Source organism: Mesorhizobium sp. LSHC420B00 (genome assembly GCF_000503055.1).
Taxonomy (GTDB): domain Bacteria; phylum Pseudomonadota; class Alphaproteobacteria; order Rhizobiales; family Rhizobiaceae; genus Mesorhizobium.
In genome coordinates this window covers 64,306-76,906 of sequence record NZ_AYVY01000012.1, presented here as the reverse complement: position 1 = coordinate 76,906, position 12,601 = coordinate 64,306, and the positions used below count along the sequence as shown (strand labels likewise).

Sequence of the window (12,601 nt, the reverse complement as noted above, 5' to 3'; positions counted from 1 at the left end):
GATTCGTCGCAAGATCAATTGGTAGGGCGCTATGAACACAAATCCGGCCGATAACGGGGAATTCGGGCAACGGGCAGCAACCCCCGGCCCGATCGTGCCGAAGACGGCCAGCGAGGCGTTGCGGCCCGAGGCCGGCACGCCGCCGCCGAAGCGCTCGCGTGCCTCGCGCAGCCAGTTCGTCGTGTTCATGAACTTCGTCATCTCTTCGGTGATGCTGATGGTTCTGGCGGCAGGCGTTGCGCTGTATTTCGGCAAGCAGGAATTCAACGAGCCGGGCCCGTCGGCCAATGGCGACACTTTCCTGGTCAAGCCGAATAGCGGCGTCCAGGAGATCGCCGACCAGCTTGAGCGGCGAGGGCTGATCAGCGACGCCCGCATCTTCCGCCTTGGCGTACGCGCCTTCGGCAATGATTCCGCCCTGAAGGCTGGCGAATACGAGATCAAGCCGCAGGCTTCGATGCACGATATCATGGAACTGCTGAAGAGCGGCAAGTCGGTGATGTATTCGCTGACCATCCCCGAGGGGCTGACGGTCGAGCAGGCACTGCAACGGATCGCTGAGCAGGACGCACTGGCCGGCGATATGCCGTCGACCACTCCACCCGAGGGCAGCCTCGCCACCGACACGCTGCGCTTCACCCGCGGCGCAACACGCCAGCAGATGGTCGACAAGCTTCTGGCCGACCAGAAAAGACTGGTCGACGAAGTCTGGCAGCGCCGAGCGCCGGATCTGCCGATCGCCAACATTGAGGATTTTGTCACCCTGGCCTCGATCGTCGAGAAGGAGACAGGTAAGGGCGATGAACGCTCGCGGGTAGCGGCCGTCTTCCTCAACCGGCTGGCCAAGGGTATGCGGCTGCAGTCGGACCCGACCATCATCTACGGCCTGTTCGGCGGCAAGGGCAAACCCATCGACCGCCCGATCTATCAGTCGGACATCCAGAAGCCGACGCCCTACAACACCTATCTGATCAACGGCTTGCCGCCGACGCCGATCGCCAATCCCGGCCGTGCGGCGCTGGAGGCAGTCGCCAATCCGTCGAAGACCAGCGATCTTTACTTCGTCGCCGACGGCAGCGGCGGCCACGTCTTTGCCGCGACGCTCGATGAGCATAACGAGAATGTCGCTCGCTACCGGGCACTGCTGAAAAAGCAGGCGCAGGACGCCGCCAAGGCCGGGGCAACCAATACCGGAGCCGACACGCCGGCGGGAGCCATCGTTGACGATGCGGGGGCTACCGCCGCCCAGTAGGGCCAGACGCCATCAGGTCGGCCCTGTGCATGTCCGGGTGGATGTGCAAGGGCTGCTATGGCATTGAAATTCACATGATCCTGTCCGGAGCAATCGTTCCGGCTTGAGGGGCATTCGGCAAGGGGACGCACGGCAACATGAACTTGCAGAGTATGACCGGTTTTGCGCGCAGTGTCGCCGAACACGAAGGCACTTCGATTGCCTGGGAAGCCAAGTCCGTCAACGGCAAGAGCGTCGAGGTCAGGCTGCGGCTGCCGCAAGGTTTCGACCGGCTGGAGCCGGCAGTCAGGCAGACGGTGCAAAAGCGTTTTGGGCGCGGTAATTTCCAGATGACGCTGACCATTGGCCGCGCCGCCGGCGCGCAAGCGCAACCCGTGGTCAACGAGGCTTTCCTGAAGGATCTGGCGGGGTTGGCCAAGCGGCTGCAGGAGCAGTTCGGAGTAGCGCCTGCGGCGGCCGACGGACTGCTTGCGCTGCGCGGCGTGCTCGACATTCCCGAAGCCATCGAAACCGAAGAGGCGCGCAGTGCGCTCGATACCGCGATATTGTCGGCGCTGGAAGCAGCACTGGACGGGCTGCAGCAGGCGCGCCAAGGCGAAGGTGCGGCGCTTCGTTCCCTGCTGTCCGGCCATATCGATGCCATCGAGGCGCTGACACTGCGGGCCGAGGCCGATCCATCACGCGAGCCGGCCACGATCCGCGAAAGGCTTGCAGAGCAGATCCGGCTGCTGATGGACGCATCAGCCAATCTGGATGCCAGCCGGCTGCATATGGAAGCGGCGTTCCTGGCCACCAAGGCCGACATACGCGAGGAGATCGACCGGCTGAAGACGCACGTGGCGTCGGGCCGGGCGCTGCTCGCCGGCGGTGGCGCCGTCGGCCGCAAGCTCGATTTCCTGGCGCAGGAATTCAACCGCGAATCGAATACGCTGTGTTCCAAGTCGAATGCTGCCGCGGTCACCGCCATCGGACTGGAACTGAAGGCGGTCGTCGACCAGTTTCGCGAACAGGTCCAGAATCTGGAATGATCCCGATGCCAAGCCACATGACTGCCAAGCCCCATGACCACTAGGGATGTGGGTTCCCGCATTCGGCGCCGCGGGCTGATGCTGGTGTTGTCGTCGCCCTCAGGCGCCGGCAAGTCGACGATCGCGCGCAACCTGCTGGAGAGCGATTCCAGCCTGGAATTGTCGGTCTCGGTCACCACGCGGCCACGCCGCGGCAGCGAGATCGAGGGTGTCCATTACCACTTCCGCACGATGCGCGAGTTCGAGCGGCTGCGCGATTCCGATGCGCTGCTCGAATGGGCGGAGGTGCACGGCAATTGCTACGCGACGCCGCGCGAGCCGGCCGAACAGGCGCTGGCAGAAGGCCGCGACATGCTGTTCGACATCGATTGGCAAGGCGCTCAGCAGCTCAAGGAGAAGATGCGCGCCGACATCGTCTCGATCTTCATCCTGCCGCCGTCGATGAAGGAATTGAAGGCGCGGCTGAAGCGTCGCGCCGAGGACCAGGAAGCGGTAATCGAGACGCGGCTCAAGAACGCCCGTAATGAGATCGAGCACTGGAAGGAATATGATTTCGTCATCGTCAACGACGATCTTGACCGCGCTTTCGCCGAGGTGCGCGGCATCGTCACGGCCGAACGGCTCAGACGCGATCGCCGGCCGGGCTTGTTCGATTTCGTCTCGGGGCTGCTCGATGAGAAGACGGATTGAGCACCTTTATCGTAAGCGTCCGGCCTGCGGCGTCTTTCGGGACGGTGGCGATCACACGAAGATAGTGTCCACTTGTCGGGATAATTGACATTTGCCGATGTTGGTTGACGAGAGAGACGCCCTCGTACCAGCGATCAACGTCGGCATAAAACGCGATAGAGAGTTGGCATGCCGATTGAATTATGGGGCTTTTGACACACCGAATGGCCGAAAGATCAGCGTCGCGCTCGAGGAGATGGGGCTGCCCTACACGGTGAAGGTGGGTCGACATCACGAAGGGCGAACAGCATGCCTCTGGGTTTCTGCGTATTAGCCCCAACAATCGCATCCCCGCCATCGTCGATCCCGCCGGACCGGACGGTAGACCGATCAGCGTGTTCGAGTCGGGTGCCATCCTAATTTACCTAGGCCAGAAGACCGGCCACTTTTGGCCGTCCAGACTCAGCGCGCAAGTCCCTGTGTTGGAATGGCTGATGTGGCAGGTGGGTGGTTTCGGTCCGATGCCGGGCTAGGTGCACCACTTTCTTGGCGTGACCGACGACCAGGACCGCCGCTACGGACTGGCACGCTATAGCGCAGAGACCCGACGCCTGTACGGAGTCGCCGATCGGAGGCTGGCGGAGGTCGAGTATTTCTCGGGCGAGCTGTCGATCGCCGATTTTGCTATTCTCGGCTGGGCATGGCGGCACGAGCGGCATCAAGTCGATCTTGCCGAATTTCCGAATGTTGAGCGCTAGTATGGGACTATGATGGCACGGCCGGGGGTTCAACGCGGCTTTGCGGTATCGCTCTCCTGATGGAACGACACGAAGCTCGACGCTTCCGTGAATTCGCTCCTGTCTTCGACAATATTTTCGTCATATTGCGGCAGGTCGTCTGTAATGGTGAACCAAGGTGCCTTGGAGCCGACGAAAATGTGCGCGCTTGGGCGAATGTTTGGGTCGTCGACGAGGGTCCCCATAGCGATGTGGGCGAACGCGCCGTCACGAACAACCGCAAAAAGGAACGACCCGCATAGCTTGCATCGCTCGTCATGCCAGCTATTGCCGTCGACGATCTGGATTTTGTCCTCCCCACTCGTGATGCGCAATTTGACACGCTCTATGCCTGCGAGTGGCTTGAACGCTGCGCCGGTTGCGCGACGGCAGATCGAGCAATGGCAATTCACGGCAAATATGAACTCGTCCGTCACCTTATAGGTGACTGCACCGCACTGGCATGATCCACCTAGCGTGCGGGTGTTGGTCGGCTCCTGCAGCGTCACGACTGGCATTCCTCTGTGCGATCGAAGTTTGCCAGATAGCGCACTTTTATCGGACTTCAGGCGGGTAGTCGGGGCGACGCTTTGTCTGGGCGGGTGTCAAGTGTTCAATGATCTGTACAATGTCGGTCCGTCCGATCTGCGGATAGTGCTCTCGCATCCCCGTGACCTCTTGGGGCCATTCCGATTCTCTCCAAGGAACGTTGCCGCCTCGGACAGGCGCAGATCGGTGCAGCGCGTGACCCACACAATCGCGATCCTGCTGGCATCGCCGTCACAAACATAGCGCATATAGCCCGGCAAAATCGATATTTCGCGCCAGCGTATGGTGGATATTTTCTCGCCTGCCTCGATAAGTGGGAAAAGCCGAGCGACCACTCCAAGTTCCTGCATCACAGCCTCACACCGCATTCGTCAGCCGCACGAATTCCTCGACGCTGAGCGTCTCCGCACGCCTGGTCGGATCGATGCCGGCGCGGGTGAGCAGCGCCTCGCCGCCAAGGCTTTTCACGCTCTGCCGCAGCATTTTCCGGCGCTGGCCGAACGCCGCTTCGGTGACGCGGCTGAGCCGTTTCACCTCTGCCGGCAAGGGGCTGGCGCGTGGCACCAGATGCACAACCGAGGACGTCACCTTGGGTGGCGGCGTGAACGCCTGCGGCGGCACGTCGAAGGCAATCCTCGCCTCCGTCCGCCACCCTGCCAGCACGCCGAGCCGGCCATAGGCCTCGCTGCCGGGGCTGGCTGCAATGCGTTCGGCGACCTCGCGCTGGAACATCAGCGTCATCGATGTGTAGAAAGGCGGCCACTCGGTGACGGTCAGCCAACGGATCAGCAATTCGGTGCCGATATTGTAAGGCAGGTTGGCGACGATTTTCGCCGACCCGCTGCTTCCCGGCACTCCTTTGGCAAGCGCTGCAAAATCAGTTTTCAGCGCATCGCCGGCCACGATTTCGAGCCGACCCGGATAGTGGTTCGCGATCTCGGCCAAGGCCGCCAGGCAGCGCTCGTCGCGCTCGATCGCGACGACCCGCCGGGCGCCGTTGAGGAGCAGGGCCCTAGTCAGCCCGCCCGGACCGGGACCGACCTCGATAACCGTAACGTCGCTCAGGTCGCCGGCGGTCCGCGCAATCTTGCTTGTCAGGTTAAGGTCGAGCAGAAAATTCTGGCCGAGCGCCTTTTTCGCCTGCAGCCCATGGCGCTCGATCACCTCACGCAGCGGCGGCAGCCCGTCTATGCTCATCGGGCTGGGCTCATCGGGCTGGGCTCATTGGGTTAGGATCATCGGATTGGGCTCATTGGCCTGCAGTTTTTGTCCCAGTATCGGCAAGTAGGCGAGCGAGCTTCAGTGCGCCAATCAGACTGTCGGCGCGGGCGATGCCCTTGCCGGCGATGTCGAAGGCGGTGCCATGGTCGGGCGAGGTGCGGATGAAGGGCAGGCCAAGCGTGACGTTGACAGCCTCGTCAAACGCCAGCGCCTTGGCCGGGATCAGCGCCTGGTCGTGATACATGCAGAGCGCCACGTCGTAGCCGGCGCGGGCGCGAGCATGAAACAGCGTGTCGGCGGGCAATGGCCCGAAGGCGTCGATCCCTTCCTGCCTCAGCCTGTCGACCGCCGGGCGTACGATGCGCTCATCTTCGGTGCCCATCGCGCCGCCTTCGCCGGCGTGCGGGTTGAGGCCGGTAATGGCGAGCCGCGGCTTGGCAATTCCGAAGCGGTTTGCAAGGTCGGCGGCGGTGATGCGGCCGGTGGTGACGATCAGGTCGGTCGTCAGCGCCTTCGGCACCTCGGCCAGCGCGATGTGGATGGTGACCGGCACGGTGCGCAGGTCCGGTCCGGCAAGCAGCATCACCGGCGTCACCTCGGTACCGGTATGAAGCGATGCCAGATGCGCCAGATATTCGGTGTGGCCGGGAAAGCCAAAGCCGGCATCGTAGAGCGGCTTCTTGGCAATGGGGCAGGTGACGACCGCGGCAGCGCGGCCGGCCAGGCAGTCGGCGACGGCGCGGTCGATCGCCTCGACGATGCCGGCGGCGTTGGCTGGATCAGAGCGGCCGGGACTGTCGATGAAACGGGCGGCAAGCGCCACCACCGGCAGCGCGCGCGAAAACATCTCCGGCGCTAGCGCCGGCGTTGTCTCGGCCATCGCAATATCGGCGCCGAGCCTGTGCGCCCGCGCGGCAATCAGTGCCGGATCGGCAAGAAGATAGAAAGACGGAACGCCGGCGGTATCGCGGGCCTGCCAAGCGGCGATGGCGATGTCCGGCCCCACACCGGACGGATCGCCGACGCTCAGCGCCAGCGGAAGCTCTGCGTGAGGCACGGCTATCGCGACTTCAGCGCTCGATGATGCGGGCTTTCTTCCGCAACTCCTCGACATATTTCTTCGAGAGCTCGTCGGCGTTCTTGTCGCTCGAACCTTCATTCTGGAACACCATCTGCGCGACTTTGTCGTCTGACACCTCGCGCGACGAGCAGATGCCGATGAATTCGACGCCGCGGTCGGTTTCGCGCGTCGTGGTGGCGCCGCCAACCTTTGTAGCTTTTATCTGCTCGGCCCAGTCCAGCGGCAATTGCGGCGCCAGCACCCGGCCGAGATCGCGAACGGTGACATCCATCAGGCCCTTGGCGAATTCGCGCGTGGTGTTGCAGCCGTTGAAGCGGGCGCGCATGGCGTCGGCTTCGCGTTTGCGCTTGGCCAGCGTCGCGCTTCGCTCGGCGGCCGGCACCACGAAAATGACCTGCTGCAGCATGTACTCGGTGGCACTCGGTTTGCTACCGCCTTTCTCGAGCATGCGCTTGACGAGGTCCTGCTCGCTTATGGCGCCGCCGCCGTCGCTAGAACGGTGACGCGCGGTCAGCGCCTGGTTCCAGGCCATCTGCGCCCGGATAAACTCCTTGAAATGCTCCTTGGAGACGCCGGATTGCGCCATGGCGCCGTCAAGCTGCTTGAGCGGCATCTTGTTGCTCGTGGCGAAACGCTGATAAGCGGCATCGACCTGCGCGTCGCTGATGCGGATGCCGAGCCGCCTGGCTTCGGCCATGCGCAGCGTCTGGTCGATCATTTCCTGGCCGGCATCGCCCTTTTTGTGCTGCAGGCGGAGGAAAGCCGCGCGATGCTGGATGTCGCCGGTGGTGATCGGTATATTGTTGACGACGTATTTGATCTCGCTGGCGAAAACCGGCCGCGTCACTGCGGTGATCGAGACCGCCACCAGCAGCGCGAAGCCTGCCGAAAAGAGGTATTTCCTCATCGAAAGCATCCCAATTCCATCTCGATTCGGCCCAACCTGTCCCAGTTCAGGCCGCGGAAATTCGTGCCTGCTCTATGCGGCGAAACAATGTCGTCCGCCAGCCGCCCCGTTGCCGACTGCTGCTCCCCTTATTGGATGGTGTCGATGGAGCGTTGCGACGAGCCGAAATCGCCGAGCGTGCGGAACGACAGGTTGAAGCCGACGTTCTGCGATACTTCCTTGGTGTTCAGGTCACGTCTTTCCGAAAACGTCATCAAATAGGTAAAGCACGAATCGCTATAGGCAAAGCCGACCCCGTCCTTGACCAGGATGCTCTGCTCCAGATCATACGTGCCGGTGCCAAAGACGCGCCAATTCTCAGCAAGATGCGTCGAGGCGCCGAGCGTGATCTCATGGCGATCCGTGGAGAAGCCATAGAGCGGCTGCGCCTGGATGAAGGCGTATTTGGCGCTCAGCGATACGGGCAGGCCTGAAAAGGCGGCCTTTACCTCAGCGCGGCGGACCTCGAAGCTTTGCTCGTCGAAACGGCCGCTGACCGAGCCGGAAAATCCGCTGGGGCTATTGAAGCCGACAAGGCCGACATAGTCGGAGGTTGCGGTTTCAAGACCCGAATAGGCGCCGACATTGACCAGATCCGGCGTGCCGAACGAGTTCTGGCCGCCGAGTTGGTAGGATTGGCCGAACACCGCATTGGTGCTCCAGCCATTGTCGTACGCGCCGGAATAGCGCAGCCCGACATTGGCGCGCGTGCCGCCTTCCATGCGGTCATAGCCGGAGAATTTGTCGCGCTCGAACAGCGTCGTGGCGTCGAAGACGAAGCTCTGGGCGTCCTCGTTGGGGACCGCCAGCCCGCCGACATATTGCTCGTTCGGACGCATGAACACTTGCGCCATCGGTTCGAAGACATGGCTGGAACTGGTCATCGAGAACAGTACCGGCCAGCGCATCTCAAGGCCGGCGGTCGCCATGTAGCGGGCAAGCGACGAACGCATGTCGTCGTCAACGCCGAGATTGGTCGCCATCTGGTTGACGGCGTCGAGCGAGGCCGAGGAGGCGTTGACATAGCCGGCGTCGCCGCGCAGCGCCAGCAGCGGCGTCAGCAGCAGCCCGCCATCGGTGGTGAAGGTGCGCTTCCATTCGGCCTCAGCGGTAACGCGGCCGGATTGACCGTCGATGCCGCGGACGTTGTTGACGGACGAAGGGATGCCCGAATCTGCAAGAGCCGTATCGAGCCTGTCGCGGTCTATGATCCGCGCGTTGACGTCGAACGACAGCTGCCCGCCGGCCACCGGCATGTCGGGGATATAGGCGTAGTCGAGCGAGGGCAGCACCCAGGGCTGCTTGGCGGCGCGGGCGGTCGGATCGCTAGCGAGGGTGTCTTCTTGAACGTCGAAGTGCATGGCGCGCACATCGAAATAATTGCGATCGTTGAGCCCCGTCAGGTACACCTCGGAGCGGTGTACGCTATCGTTGAAGCCATCGATATCGTAGGTGCGCGAGAAACTCTTGTCGCTCTGCAGCAGGATGTCCCAGCCGAAGTCCCAGCGCGGGTTGATGGCGAACTGGCCTTGGGTGCCCATCATGCCGCGGAACCTGTTCGGATCGCCCTCGGTACCCGAACTGACGTTGTGGCCATTGTCGTCGATGAAGGCATCGGGATTCTCTTGACGGATGCCCGCAATCTTCAGGCTGTACTGACCGTTGTTGAAGCGCTGCCTCCACTCGGCCTCACCGAGGAAACCCTGTCTGGTATAGCCGCTGCCGGTGACAGTTAGATCGTAGGTCGGCGAGAGCGCGAAATAATAGGGAACTCTAACACCGACGCCGAGATCGCTCTTGTAGGCGACGCCGGGGATCAGGAAGCCGCTCTTGCGCTTGACCGTCGGGTCGGCGATCTCGAAAGCCGGCAGATAGGCCAGTGGAAAGCCGAAGAACTCGAAATTCGAATTCTCGAAGCGAACCGTCTTCTTCTCGCCGTTCCAGATGATCTTCCTGGCCTTGATACGCCAGGTCGGCGCTTTGTCGGGCTTGTCCTCGCACGGCTCGCAGGCGGTGTAGACGCCATTGTGGAACGTCGTCAGCACGCCGCCCATGCGCTCCGCGCTTTCGGCGGCGAAATACGCCTTGTCGACGGTCTCGACACGCAGCGCGTTGACGAAGCCTTCGGCGAAATCGTCGGTGATGTCGGCATGCTGCGAATAGATTTTGGTGCCGTCGCTGTTGACGAGCTCGACATTGCCGCTGGCGACGAGGCGTTTGGTGTTGCGGTTGTATTCGACCCGCTGGGCGACGAGACGGTTGCCGCCATAGTCGATCTGGACGCCGCCGACGGCCGTCACAGTCTGCTTGTCGTTGTCGTAGACCAGCGTATCGGCTGCCAGCAGCATCTGCGTGCCGCTCGGAACCTTCGTTGCCAGCTCACTGACGTCCTGGGCGAAAACCGGAGCAACCGGGGCAGCGCCGGCAAGCAGGCATGCCAAGGCGCTCGCCGCAGAGAGGCGTGCCAAACCGGCGTGCCTATGGCTGCGCAAAACCGCCTCCCTCACTAGCCGTCTTCCTTGTATAGCAGGAATGTCACCCCGAAGAACATAGCCACGACAACCGGGACCCAAGCCGCTACGGCAGTGGGTACGAATCCCGCTACGCCGAATGCCTTGACCAGCACCGAAACGACATAAAGCAGAAAGCCGGCCACGATGCCACCCAGAATCATCGTCGCCGACTGCCCCATCCTCGCAAATCGCATTGATACCGTTGCCGCAATCAGCGTCATCGCGACGAGCAGGAAGGGCAGCGCAATCAGGGAATCGAACTGCATGGCGAAGGCATTTGCCTTGAGGCCGAAGGAGCGGGCCACCTCGATCTTGCCGGGCAGATCGTAGAAGGGGATGGTCTCAGGGCGCGCCAACCGCTCTTGCACGAATTCCGGCTTGAGATCGGTCGGCAGCCGATCGCTGGGTAACGACTGGATGGTGCCGTCCCGGAACACCTTGACGTCCCGCAATTCCCAGTAGCCGTCCCGCAAAAAGGCGTGCGCGGCATCCTTGCGCTCGATGATGTCGCCTTGCGGGCTGAAACTGAAGAAGACCGCGTCGGCCATCTCCAGGCCTTGATTGAGAATGGCGCGCGCGCCGATGATGGTATCGCCGGAGCTGGTTTTCTGCCTGATCCAGGGCGCGGCGTCGGCCGAGACGGTGTTCGACTTGCCCGAACGGAGCTGGGTCTCGATCTGCTCGGACCAGGAATAGGCGTGCGCGGCTATCGGATTGATGACGCCAACCGACAAGGCCCCAAACAGCAGCGCCCCGATGCAGCACGGCAGCAGGAACTGCCATGCGGAAACCCCGGCGGAACGGGCGATGACCAATTCATATTTGCGGTTGAGCGACACCAGGGTCGCCATCGCCGAGAACAGGCCGACGAACGGCACCGTCTGCAGCATGATCATCGGCATCCGGAGCCCCGAAATGGCGAACGCAGTTGCGTAGGTGAAGCCCGGCACGCCGGTCGTGCGGCCGGAAAGCTCGGTGAAATCGATCAGGAACACCAGCGCCAAAAGGCCGATGAAGAACCAGATGGTGATCGTCACATAGCGAAAGAAGAAGTACCGACCCAGAGTCCAGCCCATCAGCCGGCTCCCTGTCCGGATGCGCCACGCCGGGCAAAGCGGAGCTTGACGGCGCTCCAGCCGTCATTGAAGCGGCCGGCAAGATTGGTTATCCAATCGGCCCAAGCAACCGGCAGTTCCATCGTCCGGTTGGAAACGATGAACCAGATAGCGATCGCCGATGCCAGGATCGGGACGCCGTAGACCATATAGGCATATTGCGGCACCTTGTCGGCCTTGCCGGCGGCAAAGAACCCGAGCCAGCGCACGAACAGCGCGATCGCGATTGCCGTGATCAGCGGGTGCACGCGCGCCTCGCGATGCGAGCGCGCATCTCCGGCGACCGCAAGCGCGATCAGCGCAAAGACGAGCGAATAGGACCACTCGGAAAAACGCTGGTTGAGCTCGGCCAGGTACCTGTTCGGCTTTTGCTGGTACATCTTGTCGTTCGGACTGGGATTGAGCAGGTACTGGGTCGTCCGGTCCTTCGGCAAAAGCAGAATGTCAGATGACGCCGACAAGAAAGCGGACAAGTCGAAGGCGTAGGAGGTGAACCGGATTACCGAGAGGTCGCCGGTCATGGTTTTGCGATGGATGACGCCGTCATTCATCATCAGCACCTTCTCGTCGCCGCGTTCGATGATGCTGCCGGTCTTGGCATAATAGATGAGATTGACGCCTTCTTCGCGCGAGTCGGCGACGAAGATGCCGCCGAGGCGATTGTCGGGAAGCCGTTCGCCAACCTGCAGGAACAGGCCATCATCGATCTTGCGGAAGGTGCCTTCCTGGATGATCAACGACAACAGATCGGCACGCGACGAAGCAATCAACTCGCGGTTCTTCTGGCGTGCGTAAGGGTCGACGCCATTGTCGACAGCAAACGAAAAAACGCTGGCTGCGAGTGCCAGAAGCATGATCGGCCTGACGATGGTCCAGCGTGAAGCGCCGGCGGCATTGATGACGGCCAGCTCCGAATCCGAATTCATCACGCTGAGGATCTGCGCGACCGCGACGACTAGGGCGAACGGCACGACGATCGGAACGATCGACGGGACGATCAGCGCTGCGACTTCGAAGAAGGTGAGGGCCGACTGACCGCTATCGGTGACGAGGTCGATGCGGGCGAGCACCTGAGTCGTCCAGACGATCGCCAGCGTCCAAACGAGCGCCAGCGCGAATACCGCGAAAGCACGGCGCATGATGTAACGTTCAACGACCTTCATGAAGGCTTTTCTCGGCGGTTTCGAACGGCATCATGCCTTGGAATAAGGTAGTCGTCCGGCGCCGGCTGCACAACTGGCTCAGTTTGGCGGTTCGATCTGGGTTCTGTCCCGTATCGCAAATTCCGCTGGGCCGGAGTGTCGGCGGCAATGGATAAGAAAGGGCGAACATTGTTGGTTAACAACAGGTTGCGGCGGGAAGCGGGGCCGTGCCGCGACGAATCGTGGATGGTTCAATGTCGCATATGGGAGCGATTTCGGCCAAAGTCTTGTCAAATGCGGCAAAACGAC

Annotated in this window: 10 protein-coding genes and 1 pseudogene; 4 read left to right on the top strand and 7 right to left on the bottom strand. The window is 62.1% G+C overall.

Annotated elements, in window-relative coordinates; genetic code table 11:
- Positions 1-31 precede the first annotated feature (31 nt).
- The 4 genes and pseudogenes from mltG (at position 32) to X760_RS57765 (ending at position 3,707) form a co-directional block, all read left to right on the top strand.
- Entirely contained in the window at positions 32-1,252 is a 1,221-nt protein-coding gene (mltG, locus tag X760_RS57780; RefSeq protein ID WP_023719824.1) for an endolytic transglycosylase MltG, read from the top strand.
- A 137-nt stretch (positions 1,253-1,389) separates the two neighbouring features.
- The gene (locus tag X760_RS57775) at positions 1,390-2,280 is read left to right on the top strand and encodes a YicC/YloC family endoribonuclease (RefSeq protein WP_023719823.1); all 891 of its coding nucleotides are present in this window, start codon (positions 1,390-1,392) and stop codon (positions 2,278-2,280) included.
- A gap of 33 nt (positions 2,281-2,313) precedes the next feature.
- The gene (gmk, locus tag X760_RS57770; protein ID WP_023719822.1) at positions 2,314-2,970 is read left to right on the top strand and encodes a guanylate kinase; all 657 of its coding nucleotides are present in this window, start codon (positions 2,314-2,316) and stop codon (positions 2,968-2,970) included.
- A 175-nt stretch (positions 2,971-3,145) separates the two neighbouring features.
- Positions 3,146-3,707: pseudogene (locus X760_RS57765) on the top strand (glutathione S-transferase N-terminal domain-containing protein).
- Positions 3,708-3,736: 29 nt separating this feature from the next.
- Here X760_RS57765 and X760_RS0138195 read toward each other — a convergent pair.
- From X760_RS0138195 to lptF, 7 genes are all read right to left on the bottom strand, one after another.
- Positions 3,737-4,234 (bottom strand): GFA family protein, encoded by a 498-nt coding sequence (locus tag X760_RS0138195; protein WP_348633227.1) that lies wholly within the window; start codon positions 4,232-4,234, stop codon positions 3,737-3,739.
- A gap of 397 nt (positions 4,235-4,631) precedes the next feature.
- Positions 4,632-5,471, bottom strand: a complete 840-nt coding sequence (gene rsmA / locus X760_RS57755; RefSeq protein WP_023719819.1) for a 16S rRNA (adenine(1518)-N(6)/adenine(1519)-N(6))-dimethyltransferase RsmA — start codon at positions 5,469-5,471, stop codon at positions 4,632-4,634.
- Positions 5,472-5,523: 52 nt separating this feature from the next.
- A complete protein-coding gene (gene pdxA, locus X760_RS57750; RefSeq protein WP_023719818.1) occupies positions 5,524-6,552 on the bottom strand; it encodes a 4-hydroxythreonine-4-phosphate dehydrogenase PdxA in 1,029 nt (342 codons plus the stop codon).
- Between the two features lie 13 nt (positions 6,553-6,565).
- Positions 6,566-7,492 carry a peptidylprolyl isomerase gene (locus tag X760_RS57745; RefSeq protein WP_023719817.1) on the bottom strand — a complete coding sequence of 309 codons (927 nt, stop codon included), beginning with the start codon at positions 7,490-7,492 and terminating at the stop codon, positions 6,566-6,568.
- A gap of 119 nt (positions 7,493-7,611) precedes the next feature.
- A complete protein-coding gene (locus X760_RS57740) occupies positions 7,612-10,029 on the bottom strand; it encodes an LPS-assembly protein LptD (RefSeq protein WP_023719816.1) in 2,418 nt (805 codons plus the stop codon).
- Positions 10,029-11,114, bottom strand: coding sequence for an LPS export ABC transporter permease LptG (gene lptG, locus X760_RS57735; protein ID WP_023719815.1), 1,086 nt, complete (start codon positions 11,112-11,114; stop codon positions 10,029-10,031). Before lptG ends, X760_RS57740 begins: the two co-directional genes overlap by 1 nt.
- On the bottom strand, positions 11,111-12,313 hold the full coding sequence (lptF, locus tag X760_RS57730) for an LPS export ABC transporter permease LptF (protein WP_023719814.1): 1,203 nt from the start codon (positions 12,311-12,313) through the stop codon (positions 11,111-11,113). Before lptF ends, lptG begins: the two co-directional genes overlap by 4 nt.
- Positions 12,314-12,601: the final 288 nt, after the last annotated feature.